This is a genomic window from Mariniluteicoccus endophyticus (genome assembly GCF_054780035.1).
This window is the reverse complement of sequence record NZ_BAAGXC010000021.1, coordinates 93,141-111,419: the sequence shown is the minus strand read 5'-3', so window position 1 is coordinate 111,419 and position 18,279 is coordinate 93,141. Positions and strand designations below refer to the sequence as shown.

16 protein-coding genes and 2 tRNA genes are annotated in these 18,279 nt (G+C 70.9%); 12 read left to right on the top strand and 6 right to left on the bottom strand.

Features of this window, described 5'->3' with window-relative positions; genetic code table 11:
• Positions 1-53 precede the first annotated feature (53 nt).
• Positions 54-1,799 carry a hypothetical protein gene (locus tag ACYVGD_RS10695; RefSeq protein WP_460743601.1) on the top strand — a complete coding sequence of 582 codons (1,746 nt, stop codon included), beginning with the start codon at positions 54-56 and terminating at the stop codon, positions 1,797-1,799.
• On the opposite strand, the gene ACYVGD_RS10690 is transcribed toward ACYVGD_RS10695, so the two are convergent.
• Positions 1,800-2,978 (bottom strand): TIGR04053 family radical SAM/SPASM domain-containing protein, encoded by a 1,179-nt coding sequence (locus ACYVGD_RS10690; protein ID WP_460743600.1) that lies wholly within the window; start codon positions 2,976-2,978, stop codon positions 1,800-1,802.
• 83 nt (positions 2,979-3,061) lie between these two features.
• Here ACYVGD_RS10690 and ACYVGD_RS10685 point away from each other — a divergent pair, with 83 nt between their 5' ends.
• A complete protein-coding gene (locus tag ACYVGD_RS10685; RefSeq protein ID WP_460743598.1) occupies positions 3,062-3,835 on the top strand; it encodes an MGMT family protein in 774 nt (257 codons plus the stop codon).
• A gap of 66 nt (positions 3,836-3,901) precedes the next feature.
• On the opposite strand, the gene ACYVGD_RS10680 is transcribed toward ACYVGD_RS10685, so the two are convergent.
• The 5 genes from ACYVGD_RS10680 to ACYVGD_RS10660 form a co-directional block, all read right to left on the bottom strand.
• The gene (locus ACYVGD_RS10680; RefSeq protein WP_460743596.1) at positions 3,902-4,630 is read right to left on the bottom strand and encodes a type 1 glutamine amidotransferase; all 729 of its coding nucleotides are present in this window, start codon (positions 4,628-4,630) and stop codon (positions 3,902-3,904) included.
• Positions 4,627-5,787: a MurT ligase domain-containing protein gene (locus ACYVGD_RS10675; RefSeq protein WP_460743743.1), complete on the bottom strand. Its 1,161-nt coding sequence runs from the start codon at positions 5,785-5,787 to the stop codon at positions 4,627-4,629. Before ACYVGD_RS10675 ends, ACYVGD_RS10680 begins: the two co-directional genes overlap by 4 nt.
• Before the next feature lie 323 nt (positions 5,788-6,110).
• Positions 6,111-6,186, bottom strand: a tRNA-His gene (locus ACYVGD_RS10670).
• Between the two features lie 57 nt (positions 6,187-6,243).
• On the bottom strand, positions 6,244-6,876 hold the full coding sequence (gene orn, locus ACYVGD_RS10665; protein WP_460743594.1) for an oligoribonuclease: 633 nt from the start codon (positions 6,874-6,876) through the stop codon (positions 6,244-6,246).
• 74 nt (positions 6,877-6,950) lie between these two features.
• Positions 6,951-7,026: transfer RNA gene (locus tag ACYVGD_RS10660), tRNA-Arg, on the bottom strand.
• 98 nt (positions 7,027-7,124) lie between these two features.
• Here ACYVGD_RS10660 and ACYVGD_RS10655 point away from each other — a divergent pair.
• From ACYVGD_RS10655 to ACYVGD_RS10610, 10 genes are all read left to right on the top strand, one after another.
• Positions 7,125-8,570 carry a PrsW family intramembrane metalloprotease gene (locus ACYVGD_RS10655; RefSeq protein WP_460743592.1) on the top strand — a complete coding sequence of 482 codons (1,446 nt, stop codon included), beginning with the start codon at positions 7,125-7,127 and terminating at the stop codon, positions 8,568-8,570.
• A gap of 9 nt (positions 8,571-8,579) precedes the next feature.
• Entirely contained in the window at positions 8,580-10,574 is a 1,995-nt protein-coding gene (locus ACYVGD_RS10650; protein ID WP_460743590.1) for a GTPase family protein, read from the top strand.
• Positions 10,561-12,186 (top strand): P-loop NTPase family protein, encoded by a 1,626-nt coding sequence (locus tag ACYVGD_RS10645; RefSeq protein ID WP_460743588.1) that lies wholly within the window; start codon positions 10,561-10,563, stop codon positions 12,184-12,186. The genes ACYVGD_RS10650 and ACYVGD_RS10645 overlap by 14 nt, the downstream gene beginning before the upstream one ends.
• Before the next feature lie 131 nt (positions 12,187-12,317).
• On the top strand, positions 12,318-12,830 hold the full coding sequence (locus tag ACYVGD_RS10640) for a single-stranded DNA-binding protein (RefSeq protein ID WP_460743586.1): 513 nt from the start codon (positions 12,318-12,320) through the stop codon (positions 12,828-12,830).
• Positions 12,831-12,870: 40 nt separating this feature from the next.
• Positions 12,871-13,356, top strand: a complete 486-nt coding sequence (locus tag ACYVGD_RS10635) for an ArsR/SmtB family transcription factor (RefSeq protein WP_460743584.1) — start codon at positions 12,871-12,873, stop codon at positions 13,354-13,356.
• 31 nt (positions 13,357-13,387) lie between these two features.
• On the top strand, positions 13,388-14,908 hold the full coding sequence (locus ACYVGD_RS10630) for a serine hydrolase domain-containing protein (protein WP_460743582.1): 1,521 nt from the start codon (positions 13,388-13,390) through the stop codon (positions 14,906-14,908).
• Between the two features lie 75 nt (positions 14,909-14,983).
• Positions 14,984-16,666 (top strand): energy-dependent translational throttle protein EttA, encoded by a 1,683-nt coding sequence (gene ettA, locus ACYVGD_RS10625; RefSeq protein WP_460743580.1) that lies wholly within the window; start codon positions 14,984-14,986, stop codon positions 16,664-16,666.
• A 21-nt stretch (positions 16,667-16,687) separates the two neighbouring features.
• Positions 16,688-17,287, top strand: coding sequence for a maleylpyruvate isomerase family mycothiol-dependent enzyme (locus tag ACYVGD_RS10620; RefSeq protein ID WP_460743578.1), 600 nt, complete (start codon positions 16,688-16,690; stop codon positions 17,285-17,287).
• Positions 17,288-17,301: 14 nt separating this feature from the next.
• Positions 17,302-17,781 carry a hypothetical protein gene (locus tag ACYVGD_RS10615; RefSeq protein ID WP_460743576.1) on the top strand — a complete coding sequence of 160 codons (480 nt, stop codon included), beginning with the start codon at positions 17,302-17,304 and terminating at the stop codon, positions 17,779-17,781.
• On the top strand, positions 17,778-18,272 hold the full coding sequence (locus ACYVGD_RS10610; protein WP_460743574.1) for a hypothetical protein: 495 nt from the start codon (positions 17,778-17,780) through the stop codon (positions 18,270-18,272). Before ACYVGD_RS10615 ends, ACYVGD_RS10610 begins: the two co-directional genes overlap by 4 nt.
• The last annotated feature ends 7 nt before the right edge of the window (positions 18,273-18,279 follow it).

The window sequence follows — 18,279 nt, the reverse complement described above, 5'->3', positions numbered from 1 at the left end:
ATCTGGCGTACGGTAACTTGGGCGCACCGTTGTCCCGAACCCGAGGAGAACCCGTGCCGCGGCTGAACGATCTGTTGGACGCCAAGCTCGCCCGCGACCTCTTCCAGCGCAACTTCCCCAAAGACCGGAATAAGGCCGGCAAGCTCGAGAAGCTGGCGACCGACGACAACGTGGCGGCGATCGTCGAGGCGCTTCCCCGGGTGACCGTCGACAGCTACGAGTTCGATGACGCGGCGTGGAGCGCGGTCGGCGTGCTCGTGCATGCGGCCGCTGGGTCGGACGCCGACCCGGCACCGGCGCTCGTGCTCGAGGAGCTGGCGCGCAGGCTCGCTGCCACCGATCACGGCAACCGCGTTCTGTTGTGGGAACTGTTGGGATTCTTCCCTGAGGTTCCGGCGGCGGTGGCGGCGCGCGAGGTGCTCGATGCCGAGTTCCAGAAGATCTCGCCGGGGCGCACCGCCCGTTGGGCGCGCGAGCTCGACCTCGACGTCCCCTGGGAGCGCCGGTGGTCGCTGGGCATCGTCGTGAAGCAGGTGGAGGACCCCCAGGTCGAAGTCTTCGTCGACGTGCAGTGGACGCCCACCGAGCGGGAGAACAGCCGCGCCGAGCTGTGCATGGACTGGTGGAGCGCCGGCGACAGCATCTGTCTGTGGTATCCGAGTCAGCCGGAGAAGGCCGTTGCGGACTATGCGCTGACGATCGCCCGCGACGGTGTCACTCAGTCGTATGCCGGGATGATCGACCCGCCCATGGCGGGCGTCGACGACCTGCCCCGGGTGCTCGCCCAGATCGAGGAGCACAACGGCATCACGTTCGATCGTGCCGCGACGAAGGTCAGCGGCTCCAAGGGCGTGCAGCGTGCCGCCAAACCCATCCGGGACTGGCTCAAGGCTGCTGCTGCGCCCCACACGGGCAAGGCCGCCGCCCAGCCGAAGAAGCCCTCGGTGAAGAGCGCCGCGGCCTCGGTGAACAAGGCGCCCGCGACTGAGTCTTCGCGGACCGTCGACCGCATCACCGACAAGAAGCTGGCGGCGCGCCTGCGGGCCAAGCAGGACGTGCCCCGCGCCCGCAAGGACCTCGAGAAGATGGTCCAGCTCGTCGCCGATCCGGCCAGTCTGGCCGCGCTCGTCCCGGCCCTGAGGGGTGACCGCTCCGACGACTTCCGCGACGACGCCATCGACTGGGTCGTGGGCCTGCTCTGCCAGGCCGTCGTGGACCGGGTCGAGGGCTTCGATGATGCCGGGCTCGCACTGTCGGAGGTTGTCACCGAGCGTGTCGCCCTGGGCGCCGACCGCCACCAGTGGCGGGCCTGGCAGCCGTTCTCGCTCTACCAGGACGACCCTGACATCCAGAGCCTCTCCGCGCCGCTGGCCGAGCTCGTCGCCAGCACGCCCTCGCAGGTGCGGGACTGGGCGCAGCAGATCGGGCTGAGCGTCCCCGCGGGGCAGTGGGAGGTCACCGTCTCCTGGGTCGGCCAGGGCCTGCTCTTCCTGGCTGCGGCCGAGCACAACCCGGGCGGTGAGGACGGCCACGCCTTCTGGGTCAGCCGCGAGGGAGGCGATGCCCACCACAATCTCGGCGCGTTCGGCGCCACCGAGGTCGAGATCAAGGCGGAGACGGGCACCACCCACACCGGCACGCTGCCGCCGGCGCCGACGCAGTGGGTGGACGTGCCCGCGTACCTCAAGACCGTCCGCGAGACGCTCGGCGTGCAGCTCGACGAGGAGGTCCGGGTCGGGGCGGCCAAGGGCGTACGCACGGCCGCCAAGGTCCAGAAGTGGGCGAAGTCCGTCCTCTGATCAGCCTCGGTCAGACGGCCCGCGCAGCGCCTGCGGCACGTGCACGCACGTCGGGTCGGAGGCCAGCGGGTCACCGGTCATGGCGTACGCCCGGGCGCGGGATCCGCCGCAGATCCAGTTGAACTCGCACACACCGCACTTGCCGGAGTAGCCGGCGGGGTCGCGCAGCGCCTGCATCATCGGTGCGGTGCGGTAGATCTCGCTGAACGGCTTGTCGGCGATGGAGCCGCAGTCGAAGGGCAGGAAGCCCGACGGGTAGACGTGGCCGATGTGGTCGATGAACGCGAATCCGCGGCCGGAGTTCACGCCGATCGGCGGGCGGGGCGTACGCCGGGACTCCGCCTCGCCCAGGCGCTCGAGTGTCTCCGCCGTGAGCCGGGCGTGCAGGGGGCCGCGTACCGGCCTGGGCTCGCCGGCCTCGCGCAGGGCCTGCCGCTGCAGGGCGACGCGACGGTAGTTCGGGGCCTCGGTGACCTTCACCGCGATCCGGTCGGACACGTCGTGCAGCCAGTGCAGCATGTCCTCCATCTCCTCGGGGTCCAGCGCCTCCATGCCGGTCGCGCGGCCCATGGGGACGAGGAACAGCAGGTACCACATGTGGGCACCCATGCCCATGACCGTCTCCAGGATCGCCGGCATCTGGGCCGCGTTCCCCTTCGTGATCGTGGTGTTCACCTGGAAGCGGAAACCGTGCTTGCGGACGAGCCTCGCGGCCTCGATCGTCTTGTCGAACGTGCCGGAGAAGCCGCGGAAGGAGTCGTGCGTCTCGGCGGTCGCGCCGTCCAGCGACAGCGAGAACGCCTTCACGCCCGCCTCGCGCACGCTGGCCAGCCGCTCGTCGGTCAGCAGGGGAGTGACCGACGGGGACAGGCTCATCGCCAGCCCGATCGACGTGCCGTACGAGATCAGCTCTTCGAGGTCGTCGCGCTCGAATGCGTCGCCGCCCGACAAGACGACCATGGGGCGCGGCGTGCCCGAGCCGGCGAGGTCCTCCAGCAGCGTCTTGCCCTGCTCGGTGGTGAGCTGGCGGGGGTCGGCCTTCGTGAAGGCGTCGGCGCGGCAGTGCTTGCAGGCGAGCTGGCACGCGCGGGTCACCTCCCACACGACGAGGTGGGGGCGGTCGTTGACGTCGTGGTGCAGGGTGCGGACGACGGGGTGCGGGTGCGCGGTCGTGGTCATGTCTTACCTCCACGAGAAAAACTACGGGGCGTAGTAGAAAAATGCACGTGGTCGGCGTCGTCCGGGTGCGAGATGATCGCCACATGGCTGGTGATCCCGAGCTGACCGTCGAGCGCGTGCTCACGTGCGTCGAGCTCGTCCCACGCGGCCGGGTTGTCGCGTACGGCGACGTCGGCGGGATAGTCGGCACCAGCGCCCGCCGTGTCGGCCGCATCATGGCCGAGTGGGGCGGCGGCGTGCCGTGGTGGCGCGTGACCAATGCCGCCGGTGAGTTCCCGCCCGCGCTGCTGGAGCGCGCGTACGCCCACTGGGCCGAGGAGGGGATCCTGCTGAAGGCCAACCGGCGCGGCTGCCAGATGAGCCGGTACCGCGCCGATCTGGTGGCGCTGGCTGACGCGTACGACGCCACGAAGGTCGCCGGGCCGGAATCCGCCGCCCCGACGGAGCCCGAACTCGTCCCCGAGCTGGCCGTCAACGACCTCGCCGCCTCGCTGGAGTTCTGGTGCCGGCTGATCGGCTTCGCCGTCAGGTATGAGCGACCCGAAGAGCATTTTGCCTACGTGACCCTGGGGTGGGCGCACGTGATGCTTGACCAGATCGCGGCCGGGTGCATGTGGCAGACGGGTGAGCTGGAGCCACCGCTGGGCCGGGGCATCAACCTCGAGATCCAGGTCGATGACCTCGACGCGATCCTGGGCCGCCTCGAACGGGCGCAGTGGCCGCTGTTTCGCGCTCCGGAGGAACAGTGGTACCGCGCCGGCGAGGTCGAGGTCGGCGTACGCCAGTTTCTGGTCATGGATCCCGACGGCTACCTGTTGCGGCTGCAGACCGAGATCGGCGAACGCCCCACACCATGACAGGCCGAAAACTCCACAGCAGGCGATGCAACGCCTGCTGTGGAGCTTTCGGCCTGGTGTGAGAAGTCAGCGGCCGTGCTCGCGTACCCAAGCGATGCGGCGACGGCGCAGCTCGTCGTGGTTCGCGTTGGGCAGCGGGTCGATCTCGTGGCCCAGCGCCAGCTCGAGCAGATGGTCGGCGAGCGCGGGGTTGCGCGGGAGGATCGGGCCGTGCGGATAGGTGCCGATGACGGTGCCCTGCACCGCCCCCTCGGTGCCGGAGTCGTCGTTGCCGACACCGATCTCGCGGGTGGCGAGCGGGGTGGCGTCCGCGCCCAGGTGGGTGTAGCCGCCGTGGTTCTCGAACCCGGTGAGGTACGCCTCGTCACCCGACGGCGCCCCCGGGCCGGTCCAGCGGTGGAGCACCTCGCCGACGGCGCGCAGCGGCCCGCGCGTGGTAGTCACGTCGAGCAGGCCGAGACCGGCACGCAGCTCGTCGGCGTCGCCGACACCGAACGTGTGGCCGAGGATCTGGTAGCCGGCGCACACGGCGAAGACCACCGCGCCGCGGTCGGCGGCACGGTGGAGGCCGCCGTCTTTGGTGAGCTCGCGGACGGCCGACGTCTGGGCGCCGTCCTCGCCTCCGCCGAGCAGGAAGATGTCTCCCGAGTCGGGCAGCGGCTGGCCGGGCTCGACGGTCGTCAGGGTGGCGTCGATGCCGCGCCACAGGGCCCGCTTGAGCAGAACCTTCGCGTTGCCCTGATCGCCGTAGATGCCGAGCAGCGACTGGTAGACGAGGACGATCTCGAGGCTCATGCGAGGCCTCCCATCTTGCGCAGCTTCTGGAACGGGGTGTAGGTCGAGATCACGTCCACACGGTCGGGGTGTCCGCGCAGGGCCGCGGCCAGATCGGGCTCGACCCGGTGCTCGACGTCGGCGTACAGCAGGCGGATCGCGAGGTCGTGAGCACGCGGGCCCGACGCGATGACGGTCTTGCCGGCGAGCTGTTCGAAGTCGACGTCCCACAGCCACGACACGTCCTTGCCGTCGGCGGCGACGGAGTCGATCGGGAGGACGACCGTGTCGGTCTCCATGAGGGGGAGCGCCTCGGCCCAGCCGGCGGGGTTCTTCGCCAGGAGCAGGCGGCACGTCGTGCCCTCGATCTCGGTGGTCGCGAAACGGCCGGCGGGAGAGGTCACGGTGCCCATGCCGGCGATCGCCGTGTCGGGGGAGACGCCCATCTCGGCGGCGGCCGCCATGGCCATGGCCGCGTTGGAGATGTTGAACGAGCCCGGGACCTTCAGCTGGGGATCACGCGCGATGCCGTCGGGTGCTGTGATCATCGGGCCCTCCACGGCCCAGGTGGCAGCGGGCTTCGACAGGTCGCACCCGGTGCAGCGCCACGTGCCGCGTGTGCCGGCCTCCGGATCGGGCTGCGTACGCAGGATCGCCGCGCCGCACTCGGGGCACAGCGACGAGTCCTGCTGCCAGACGCTGAACGTGTCGACCCAGACGACCTTCTTCGCGGAGCTGTGGGCGGCCCACACGATCAGGGGTTCCTCGGCGTTGGCGACCACCGTGGGGCCGTCGGCGCCGGCGGACTCGAGCGCCTGCTTCCACGCGCGGCCGAGCGCCTTGATCTCGTGGTGGCGATCGAGCTGGTCGCGGGAGAAGTTCAGCAGCACCAGCACCTCGGGGTGGCCGAGGCGTACGACATCGGCGACGACGCGCTCGTCGGTCTCGAGGACCGCGATGTCGGCGCGCGTGCTCTGCGAGAGCGCGGACGCGATGCCGTAGTGGAGGTTCGCGCCGTCGGCGTTGGTCACGAGTCGGCCGGCATCGGCGCCGAGACCGGCGCGGACCGCGGCTGCCAGCAGGTGGGTGGTGGTCGTCTTGCCGTTGGTGCCAGAGACCGAGGCGATGCGCCGGCCCTTCAGCAGTTTCTCCAGCGAGCGCGGGTCGATGCGCTGCATCACCTGTCCGCGGATCGACGCGCCGGATCCGCGTCTGGCCAGACGGGACGCCGTCGCCGCAGCCGCACCTGCGGTCACGGCGGCACCGAGGCGAACGCGGTCGAGCAGCGGGTGGCGCACGGGGGTCGCGCGCCGGGAAAGGTCTGCTGATGGCATGCGGACCATTGTTCCGCATGTTCGTGGATTGTCGGGAACCCGGCGGTTCCGCCCGCGCCGCGATCCGGGCTGGCCGACGATTCGGGGACAGCCGGCGATTCGGGCCGCCACGCCGCCACGCCGCCACAGAGACGACGAAGGCCCCGACACGGAGCCGGGGCCTTCAGTGGGGTGAGTAACGGGACTCGAACCCGCGGCCACCTGGACCACAACCAGGTGCTCTACCAGCTGAGCTATACCCACCATGTGTCGCACGAAGCGACTGAGCGAGTATAGCCCCAAAACCGGCGGCGCGGGAAATCAGTTCTCGTCGTCCTTCGGGCGGGCGCCCGTCAGCGTGCCCTGGTGGCGGCGGGCGATCGCCGTGCACTCCTCGCTCGTCGGCCCTGGCTGGGCTACGAACAGCGCCTCGCGGTAGTAGCGCAGCTCCTCGATCGACTCCTGGATGTCGGCCAGCGCACGGTGGTTGCCCGACTTGGCCGGGGTGCTGAAGTAGACGCGCGGGAACCAGCGGCGTGCCAGCTCCTTGAACGACGACACGTCGACGTTGCGGTAGTGGACGTGCTGCTCGAGATCCGGCATGTACGCGGCCAGGAACGTGCGGTCGGTACCGATGGTGTTGCCGGCGAGCGGGGCCTTGCGGGCCTCGGGCACGTGCTTGCGCACGTACGCCAGCACGGCCTCCTCGGCCTCGCGCAGGCCCATGCCACCGTCGAGCTCGGCCAGCAGGCCCGACTTCGTGTGCATGTCGCGCACGAAGTCGCTCATGTTCTCCAGCGCGGCGGGCTCGGGCTTGATGAGGACATCGACGCCCTCGCCGAGGACGTTCAACTCCGCGTCGGTCACCAGTGCCGCCACCTCGATCAGGGCGTCACCGCCGGCCAGGTCGAGGCCGGTCATCTCGCAGTCGATCCACACCAGGTTGTCACTCACGGAGGATGAGCCTAGCCCGTGGCCCCGCCGAGCGTCCCGCGGACGCAACGGGCACGGACGACGTCGCACCGTGCTGGCGCCCCCACCAGGACTCGAACCTGGGACCGACAGATTAGAAGGCTGCTGCTCTATCCGCTGAGCTATGGAGGCCTGCGGCGGCATTCTATGCGTTCCGGGTCGGGGCCGCCCACGCGCGCGGCCCGCACGACGGGCAGGAGCCGGGCCAGGCCCCGGGTAACCTTGCCCGCATGCAGCACGCCGCCTCGAACGCTCCGGACTTCCTGGACGCCGGACTGCGCCGCGCCCTCCGCCGCTCCGGCCTGCCCCCGATGGGCCGCGGTCTGGCCGAGCAGGTGCTGAAGTCGCCGGTGACCTGGGTCGGCCTCGCGCTTCTGGTCGCCGAGGCGGTCTGTGCGGTGCTCATGTATCTCCAGGTCGTGCCCGACCAGCACGTCCCCGGCGGCACCATGGTGGGGCTCGGCACCGACGCGATCGAGATGTCTGCCCGCTACGCCGCGATCACCGTCATCCCGCTGGTTCTGCTGTTCATGCTTTCCGACCGGTTCCGGCCGCTCCACCTGTGGATCTGGCTGATCACGTTCGGGTGGGGGTGCTTCGGCGCGACGTTCCTGTCGATGCAGGCGAATTCCTGGGCGGCCGCCCACATGGCGGTCCAGGGCGACGGCGACCCCGCGGCGGCGGCGCGTACGGCCGTGTTCGTCGCCCCCTTCGTGGAGGAGTCGACGAAGGCCACGATCCTGTTCTGGATCGCGATGCTGATCCGCTACCGCTTCGTGAGCCGTCTCAGCGGCATCGCGCTCGCCGGCCTGTCGGCGTCCGGCTTCGCCTTCATCGAGAACATCCTCTACTACGGCCGCGCCTTCCGCGCCGCCTCGCGCACCATCGGCGCCGAGCCGGAAGACTTCGTCCAGCAGCTGTTCATCCGTCGCGGCGTCATGACGTTCTTCGCCCACCCGCTGTTCACCTGCATGACCGGCATCGGCCTGGCCATCGCGCTGCGCACGCGCTCGAAGACCGTGCGTGTGGTCGCGCCGCTCATCGGCTTCCTCGCGGCCGCGCTGCTCCACATGCTGTTCAACGGCATGGCCTCGTCGGGGATGCCGGAGCAGATGCTGCTCATCCCGCTGGCGTTCATCGCCTGGCCCATGGTCATCGGCGTCGTCGTCCACGCCGTACGCCACGGCCTCGCGCAGCAGCGCCTCATCCGTGCCCGCCTGACCGACTACCAGCGCATGGGGTGGCTGCGCGAGAGCGACCCCCGCGTCATCTCGTCGGCGTTCACCCGGCTGCGCATGCTGTGGCAGGCGATGTGGTCCGGCTGCCTCGTCCCGACGTGGCGTACGCAGCGCCAGCTGATCGAGCTGGCCTACCTGCGCGACTCGATGGTCCTCGGGCTCGTCGACCATGCCGGCTGGATTCGTGAGAAGCAGCTGCTGCTGTCGGTCCACGAGATGCGGGAGAGGGCCCTGCAGGAGCCGCTGGCGAAGACCTCCTATCCGTGGCAGAAGAAGTCGGGCGACGTTCCGCAGTGGTCGGCGCCCTACCCGGCGCCCCCGTACGCGACACCGGCGGGTCCCGCGTTCGCGGCGGCGGGACCGGTAGGCTCGTTCCCCCCGGGCTCTCAGGTCCGGACCACATCCGTCAATCCTGCCTGGGGTCCGCCGGGCAGCTAGGAGGGCCCGATGAGCGGTAGCTCCCTGCATGACAGCCTGACCCGACTGCGCGATGCGTTGGCGCCCGTCCAGCTGCCGCTCACGCTGCCGGGGGCGGCCGATCAGGCCAAGGCGGTGCGGGAGATCACCGCACAGCTCGACGACTACATCCTTCCGCGGCTCGCGACGATCGACGCCCCGCTCCTCGCGGTGGTAGGCGGTTCGACCGGTGCCGGCAAGTCGACGCTGGTCAACTCGCTGGTCGGCCGCCGCGTCACCACGCCGGGCGTGATCCGCCCCACCACCAAGGCGCCGGTGCTCATCCACCACCCGGCCGACGTCGCCTGGTTCGAGGGCGACCGCATCCTTCCCGGGCTGACGCGCACGACCAGCCCGTCGAACGACCAGGGATCCATCCAGCTCGTGGCCGAGGAGACTCTGCCGCGCGGCTTGGCCGTGCTCGACGCACCCGACGTCGACTCGGTCGTCGAGGAGAACCGGCGGCTCGCCGCCCAGCTCCTGGCCGCCGCCGACCTGTGGCTGTTCGTGACCTCTGCCGCCCGGTACGCGGACGCCGTGCCGTGGGAGTTCCTGCTCCACGCCGCCGAGCGATCGGCCGCCGTCGCCGTCGTCCTCGATCGCATCCCGCCGGCCGCCATGCGCGAGATCCCGCCCCACCTCGGCCAGATGATGACCCAGCGCGGGCTCGGGAACTCGCCGTTGTTCGCCGTGCCGGAGACGGCCACCGATGCCGAGGGGCTGCTGCCCGACGCGGCCGTCTCGCCGATCCGGTCGTGGCTGGCGACCCTGGCCCACGACGCGAGCTCGCGCCAGGAGGTCGTCTACCAGACCCTCGACGGCGCCATCGGTGCGCTGACCGCGCGAACGCCGAAGCTCGTCGACGCGATCGACGACCAGACCGCCACGCTCGAACAGCTGCGCAGCGACGCCGACAGGGCATACGGCGAGGGTGCCCGCGCCATCCAGGTCCAGACCGCCGACGGCACCCTGCTCAAGGGCGAGGTGCTGCAGCGCTGGCACGACTTCGTCGGCACCGGTGAGTTCTTCCGTGCGCTGGACGAGAAGGTCGGCTGGCTGCGCGACAAGATCGTGGGCGCATTCTCCGGCCAGCCCAAGGGGGCCGAAAAGGTCACGGTCGCCGTGGAGTCTGGGCTGGAGGCGCTGCTGCGCGAGGAGGGCGAGGCCGCCGCCGAGCGCGCCGAGGCCGTCTGGCGCGCCAACCCCGCCGGCCGCGAGCTGTTGGCCCGCAGCCGCGAGGACCTGTCCCGCGCCTCGCGCGACTATGCGCCCGAGGCGGCGAAGCTCGTCCGCGACTGGCAGGGCGCGGTCATGGATCTCGTCTCCGACCAGGGTATGGAGAAGCGTTCCCAGGCGCGGTTCATCGCCCTGGGCGTCAACACCATCGGCCTGGCCCTGATGATCGTCGTCTTCGCCCACACCGGTGGCCTCACCGGCGCCGAGGTCGGCGTCGCGGGCGGCACGTCGGTGCTGGCGCAGCGTGCCCTCGAGGCGGTCTTCGGCGATGACGCCGTACGCCGACTCGCCAAGCAGGCCAAGGACGACCTGGACGCGCGCATCGAGGGCCTGATGGCCTCCGAGCTGCGCCGCTACCACCAGCTGCTCGAAGACCTCCACGTCGAGCCCGAGCGTGCCGCGGCGATCCGCGCCGCCGCCGCCGACGTCGACGCCGCCCGACGTGAGGGCCTGCCGAGCGCCGCCACCCAGACCATGCTCACCGGGGGCGACCAGAACGTCCTCGGGGTCGTCCAGACGCCGGCCCAGGCCGCGCCGGGTTACACCGACGTCGCGGCGATCGAGCCGGCCCCGGAGGCCGAGAACGAGCTGTACGCCCCACCGCCGACGCTGGAGGCGCGTCCAGGCGCCCCGGCGTACGGCTCGGAGCCGGTGCGCACCAACCCGTTCGAGCGGGCCTACTCGTCGCCCGACGGTGACGGCGTGATCGACGCCGAGATCGTGGAGGAGGGCACCGATGGCACGCGATGACAAGGACCTCGGCGCGCGTCTGAGGGCGCTGCGCACGGCCGCGGAGAACGCCAACGGTCGCGTCGATCCGGAGGTCGTCGCGCCTGCGCTGCAGGTCGTCGAGCGCGCCGGCCGCCGCCTCGAGGTCTCGGGCGACGCGACCGTGGTCGCCATCGGAGGGGCGACGGGTTCGGGCAAGTCATCGACGTTCAACGCCGTCTCGGGCACCGAGCTCGCCGATCCCGGGATCAGGCGCCCCACGACGTCGAAGGCCATGGCCGTGACGTTCGGGGCTGACTCGGCCGACGACCTGATCGAGTTCCTCCAGATCCCCAACCGGCACTCGCTGGAGCCGGGCGACACGTACGCCGAGGGGCTTGAGGGGCTGGTGCTGATCGACCTCCCCGACCACGACTCGACCGAGGTGGCCCACCGGCAGGAGGTCGACCGGCTGGTGCCGCTGGTCGACATGCTGGTGTGGATCGTCGATCCCCAGAAGTACGCCGACGCCGCGCTCCACGACCGCTACCTGAAGCCGCTGGCGGCGTACGCGGACGTGATGATGGTCGTCCTCAATCAGGCCGACCGCCTCGAGGGGGTCTCGCGCGACCAGGCGCTGCGTGACCTGCGCCGCCTGCTCGACTCGGAGGGGCTCGCCAAGGCCGAGATCGCCGCGGTGAGCGCCAAGACGGGGGAGGGTATCCCCGAGCTGCGCCAGCGCCTGATCAAGCGCGCGGCCGACAAGAAGATGACCGCCCGCCGGCTCGAGGTCGACGTCAAGGAGGCCGCCACGGCCCTGGCCCGCGAGTCGGGCACCAAGCAGGCCGACCGTGCCTCGAAGGAGGCCGTGCGTCGCCTCAACGGCACGCTGGCGACTGCGGCCGGCGTACCGGTGGTGTCGGAGGCCGTCGGCAAGGCGTGGCGTCACCGCGGCGCACTGGCGACCGGCTGGCCCGTGCTGTCGTGGCTGGGTCGGTTCCGTCCCGACCCGCTGCGCAGCCTGCACCTCGACCGGCTCGGCGTGGGCGGCGGGCGCAAGGAGATCGACCCCGCTCGCGTGTCGCGCACGTCGCTGCCCGCGGCGACCTCGGTCCAGAAGGCGCGCGTCGACTCGGCCGTTCGTGACCTGGCCGACGAGGTCTCGACGGGCATGCCTAAGGGCTGGGCCGAGGCCGTACGCGGGGCCTCGAAGGCCAACGACGCCTACATCACCGACCAGCTCGACCGGGCCATCGCGACCACCGACCTGGGGCTCGACCGGGGGCGTGGCTGGTGGAGGGCGGTGACGGTGCTCCAGTGGCTGTTCTTCCTCACCGCCGTGGCCGGTCTGGTGTGGCTGGGTGTGGCGTTCGCCATGCTCTACCTCCAGATGCCGCCGCTGCCCGACATCACGTGGTGGGGCGTTCCCGCGCCGCTGGTGCTGCTGGTCGGTGGAGCGCTGGCGGGGGTGCTGCTGGCAATCCTCGCCCGGGTGGGCGTCGAGGTGGGCGCCCGCACGAAGCAGCGTGAGGCCCGTCAGGCGCTCATCGACTCGATCGCGGGCGTGACGGAGGAACGCATCCTGCGGCCGGTCAACGCCGAGGTCGACCGCTACGAGCTCGTCCGCGAGAACCTCGCGAGGGCGTTGCGCTGATCAGCTGACGACGGTGTCCACAGGGCCACGACTGCGCGCGGGGGAACCTGGTCCACAGGACCGGTCCCCCCGCGCCGTTTCGTCGTGGCCACGGTCCAACGTCAGGTTCCACACCTGATGGAAGGACTGCCATGGAACCCCTGATCACCATGACCGGCCACGTCGGCCTCAACCCCGAGCTGCGCGAGACGCACGCCAAGGTTCCGTTCACGCGCCTGCGCATCGCCCACACGCCGCGCATCCTGCGCGACGGCGAGTGGGTCGACGGCGAGACCACGTGGGTCTCGGTCCTGTGCTGGCGCCACCTCGCCGAGAACGTCTGCCGCAGCATCCGCCGCGGTGACCCGGTCTTCGTCGCCGGGCGGGCCCGGGTCGAGACCTGGGTCGAGGAGAAGACCGGGGTGGTCAGGGAGTCGCTCACGATCGACGCCCGCGCCGTGGGCCACGACCTGACCCTCGGGTCGACCCACTTCACCCGGATCCGCCCGGACGAGCCCGAGGGGGTCGTGGAGGAGTCGGCGGAGGGCGCCGACACCGACACGGACGCCGACGGCCCCGTCCTGGAGGAGGGGGCCGTCTCGGAAGGCGGGGCGGGAGACGCGGACTCGACCCCGGCCGACGAGCGAGTCCTCGTCCCCTTCTGAACCCTTGCCAGCGCTCACCTAAGTTCGTAATATCGAAGTTATGGAGTTGGAGGAACGAGTGGCCGCCCTCGAGCGGGCCGTCGCGGAGCTGCTGGAGAATCCGGCTGCGCGCGGTCCGCGCGAGGGCGATTTCTGGGCGCTGGAAGGGCTCAAGAAGACTCAGCCCGAGGGCGGGATCGTGTACGCGGGCCACCTCGACCTGCCCGGTGCCGGCCCGGTCCAGTGGCAGTACGGGCTCACCTCGGATCGTCTTTCCGATGAGGACTGGGACTCCCTGGCCCCGACTCTCGACGCCCTGGGCCACCCGGTGCGCCTGCGGCTGCTGCAGCTCGTCTTCGATGGCGTACGCACCACCGCGGAGCTGACGACCCACGAGTCGCTGCGCAGCGCCGGACAGGTCCACCACCACCTGCGGATCCTCGTGGCCGCAGGCTGGCTGACACAGCGGGCACGGGGGGCCTACGAGATTCCCGGCCCGCGCGTCGTGCCGCTCCTCGTCACGCTGCTTGCCGCCCGCCCCGCCTGACCCGGTGGGGCCCACCCTTCTTGGAGGACACATGAAACCGACCGCGCAGGTGTCGGCGACCGATCCGATCACCGACCAGACCACGGGAACCGTCATGCCCGCGCGTGCCGGGGCCACCGCCGACCCGTCCGCCCGGCCGCGCCGGCTCTGGCCGCTCGTGGCCGTGCTCGCGGTCATGGGGGGACTGCTCTCGATGCTGCTGGGCCCGGGGCCGGGTGACCCCGGGCCGTGGCGCGGCGACCCCGCGCTCGTGAGCGAAGTCGAGCGCGCGTTCGCCGGGACCCCGGGCATGCGTTCGGCCGAGGTCGTCCGCCTCGACGGCCCGGCCGACCGGCGGGTCCGGCTCGGCGAGCCCGGTCGGCATCACGAGCTCGGCTCGATCACCAAGACCTTCAACGGGATGGTGCTCGCCGACGCCGTGGGTCGGGGCGAGGTGAGGCTCGACGACCCGGTCGCGAAGCACCTGCCCGAGCTCGCCGGGAGCCCCGTGGGTGGCGTCACGCTGCACGAGCTCGCCCAGCACCGCGGCGGCGTCCCTGAGCTGCTGCCCGCCGAGGCGGTCGGCGGCATCGCGGGTGCCGTCAGCCTGCGCAACCCGTACCACCTCACCACGGCCCAGGTGCTGCAGCAGTCGCGCGACATCAAGCTCACCCGGCGCGGTGAGCGTCGCTACTCGAACCTGGGTGCGGCCCTGCTCGGGCATGCGCTGACCCGCGCCACGCACCACCCCGACTGGCCGACCATGCTGCGCGTACGCCTCCTCCAGCCGCTGGGGATGAACGACACCGTGATCGCCACCCGGCCCGATCTCGTGCCGACCGACGCGTCGCGCGTGACCGCCGCCAACGGGGTGACGGCGGAGCACTGGGTCGCCGACGGCATGGCCCCGGCTGGCACGAGCACCTTCACGACCGCCGACGACCTCACGCGCTACGCCCGCGCTGTCCTCGACGGCACCGCGCCGGGCATGGCGGCCGTCGAGCCGACGTTCCAGGCGAGCGAACGCATGGCGGTGGGCCTGCACTGGGTGACCAGCCGCACCGATCATGGCACCGTCACCTGGCACAACGGCAGCACCACCGGGTCGCGTACATTCCTGGGGCTCGATCGGGCCAACGGGCGCGCTGTGGTGGTCTTCAACGACTCGGGCATCGACGTGGACGACGCGGCCAAGAGCCTGTTGCTGGGCGCCCCGGCCAAGCCGTCGTCGCTGCCAGTCGTCGGGATCGGGCTCCTCCTGTTCACCGCGCTGGCCATCGGTTACCAGGTGTGGCGCCTGCGTGACAAGTCGCCTTCGAGGGTGGCGCTCGCCGCCGCCGTCCTGGAGGGAGGGGCGCTGCTCGCGCTGCTCCACCAGGTGGGCCCCTGGGAACGCGTGCCGGGGCTCGTGTGGGGCGGCCTGGTCGGCGTCGTCGTGGCCCTCGCGGCAATCGCCGTCACCACGTGGGGGAACCGTCCCACCACGGGGAGGAAGCGGGTGACCGAGGTCGCCAACCTCGCCGTCTCGGTGCTGTTCGCCGCGATCGCGGCGTACGTGCTCCTCGCAGGCTGAGTCGGGCAGCGGCGGGCTGGCATACTGGGCCCCGCTTCGAATCAGCCCCTTGTCTATCGCGAAGGTTGAGGCTCCATGCCAGAGTTCGTCTACACCATGTCCAACGTCCGCAAGGCGGTCGGTGACAAGGTGATCCTCGACAACGTCACCATGTCGTTCTTCGAGGGCGCCAAGATCGGCGTCGTCGGCCCCAACGGTGCCGGCAAGTCCACGATGCTGAAGGTCATGGCCGGGCTCGAGAAGGCCAACAACGGCGAGAGCCAGCTGGCCAAGGGAAAGACGGTCGGCATCCTGCTGCAGGAGCCCCCGCTGACCGAGGGCAAGACGGTGCTCGAGAACATCCAGGAGGCCGTCGCCGAGATCAAGGCCAAGATGAAGCGGTTCGAGGAGATCGGCGACCTCATGGCCGACCCCGACGCCGACTTCGACGCACTCATGGCCGAGATGGGTGACCTCCAGACCGACCTCGACGCCGCCAACGCGTGGGACATCGACTCCCAGCTCGCCCAGGCGATGGATGCGCTGCGCTGCCCGCCGGCCGACGCCGTCGTCGACGTCCTCTCCGGCGGCGAGCGGCGCCGCGTGGCGCTGTGCAAGCTGCTGCTCCAGCAGCCCGACCTGCTGCTGCTCGACGAGCCCACCAACCACCTCGACGCCGAGTCGGTGAACTGGCTGGAGGGCCATCTCAAGGACTACCCGGGCGCCGTCCTCGCCGTGACCCACGATCGCTACTTCCTCGACAACGTCGCCCAGTGGATCTGCGAGATCGACCGCGGCCGCCTCCACCCTTACGAAGGAAACTACTCGACCTACCTCGAGACCAAGCGCAAGCGCCTCCAGATCGAGGGCCAGAAGGACGCCAAGCGCGCCAAGATCCTCGAGAAGGAGCTCGAGTGGGTCCGCTCGAGCCCCAAGGCCCGCCAGGCCAAGAACAAGGCCCGCCTCGCCCGCTACGAGGAGATGGCGGCCGAAGCCGAGCGCAACCGCAAGATCGACGTCTCCGAGATCAACATCCCGCCGGGCCCGCGTCTGGGCACCGACGTGCTGAAGGTGACGCACCTCCACAAGGGCTTCGGCGACCGCAAGCTCATCGACGGCCTGACGTTCGACCTGCCCCGCTCGGGCATCGTCGGCATCATCGGCCCCAACGGCGTCGGCAAGTCGACGCTGTTCAAGATGATCGTCGGCGAAGAACAGCCCGACTCGGGCAGCCTCGAGCTCGGCAAGACCGTCTCGATCTCCTACGTCGACCAGGGCCGCGGCGGCCTCGACCCCAAGAAGAACGTCTGGGAGGTCGTCTCCGACGGGCTCGACCACATCAAGGTCGCCAACTTCGAGATGCCGTCGCGCGCCTACGTCGCGTCGTTCGGCTTCAAGGGCCCCGACCAGCAGAAGCCCTCGGGCGTGCTGTCCGGCGGTGAGCGCAACCGTCTCAACCTGGCGCTGACGCTCAAGATGGGCGGCAACCTGCTGCTCCTCGACGAACCGACCAACGACCTCGACGTCGAGACCCTGCAGTCCCTCGAGGACGCGCTGCTCGAGTTCCCCGGCTGCGCAGTGGTGATCTCCCACGACCGCTGGTTCCTCGACCGCGTCGCCACCCACATCCTCGCCTGGGAGGGCGACGAGGAGAACCAGGCCAAGTGGTTCTGGTTCGAGGGCAACTTCGCCGACTACGAGAAGAACAAGATCGAGCGCCTCGGTGCGGAGGCCGCGCGTCCGCACGCCACCACCCACCGTCGGCTCACGCGCGACTGATCCGCGCCGCGGACGACAGCGATGACCACCCGGCTGCGGGACGCGGCGTACCGGCGTCTGATCGCCTCCTTCGAGGCTGTCGACGCCGGTGCGCCGACCCTGTGCGAGGGCTGGACCGCCCACCATCTCGCCGCCCACGTGTGGGGCATCAAGCACTCCTGGCGGGTGGCTGCGGTCATGGCCACGCCGGTCCTCGACGAGCGCTCCGAGCTCGAACGGGTCATGGCCCGCCACCCGTACGACGAGGTGGTCGCCGCGCTCGCGGTCGAGGACGGCCGGGTCGCGCTCATGCCGACCGACGCCCTGGAGGGCCACCGCCACGCGCTGGGGGAGTTCTACGTCCACGGCGAGGACGTGCGACGCGCCAACGGCATCGACCCGGCCCCGGTCGACACGGAGCTCGCCGACGCCCTCGCGCTGCGCGTGGCCATCGCCGGCCGCCAGCTCAACGCCTTCTCCCGTGAGCGGCTCGTGCTGCAGCGGCCCGACGGCCGCGAGGCCGTCATCTCCCGCGGCTGCCGCGGCGCCACCACCACGGTCGTCGTCGGCGAGCCCGGCGAGCTGCTGTTGTGGGTCCACGGCCGGCGCGCCGCCGCCGACGTCACCGTCACCCACCACTGACCCCGGAGCCACACATGGAGACCGTCGTCCACCACCGAAACGGTGAGCTACTCGCCCGCGTGCGCCGCAAGCTGGTGCTGAGCGGGGTGATCCAGGTCTTCGTCGGGCTGGTCTGGCTGTTCGTCGGCCTCACGATCCTGTCGCTGGGCAGCGGCGTGCGTTGGGCCGCGATCCTGATGTTCGTGTTCTTCGGCATCCACCTGCTGGTCGGCCTGCTCTACGTCACCGGCGTCTTCACCCCCGCGTACGCGAAGGTCGAGGCCCCCGGCGGCGTGGCCTGGGTGCTGCGCCCCGACGGGGTGCAGGTCAACCTGCCCGCCGGGCCGGTCGTGGTGCCGTGGGCGCGCGTACGGTTCACCGAGACGAAGATCGGGGGCCTGCACGCCATCCGGGTCGGAGACGACGCCTTCAGCACGACCTACGCGACCGAATACCTCTCCCACGACATCGCGCGCCTCAGTGCGGACGCGGAACGACTGACTAGGCTGCGATGACCACGGAGACCGTCGTACGCCACCGCAACCGCAAGCTCCTGCTGCGGTTGCGCCGGAACAAGATCCTCAGCGGCGTTCTCGACCTCGTCCTGGCGGCGCTGGCCGTCGTGATCGCCGTCGTGCTGTGGTTCTTCGTGGACGGTTTCGCGTGGGTCAGCGCGATCGCGGCGCTGACCGCAGCGTTCTTGGCGTACTCCGGCGCACGCATCCTCCGCCGCACCGTGCCGCAGCCGGAGCCGTCGAGCGACATGCCCGACGGGGTCGCGTGGGTGCTGCGCCCCGACGGCGTCGAGGTCGTGCGTCCCGGCAACGCCGTGGTGGTGCCGTGGGGTCGGGTAGTGATCGCCCCCGCCCGCAAGGGGTTCCACCGGGCCGTGCGTATCGGCGACGACGAGGTGGCGACGACCCACCAGGTGCGCTTCCTGTCCCACACGCTCGACGAGATCATCGCCGTGGCGGCCCGCTACACCGAGCTCGAGGCCGCCGACTGACGGGACC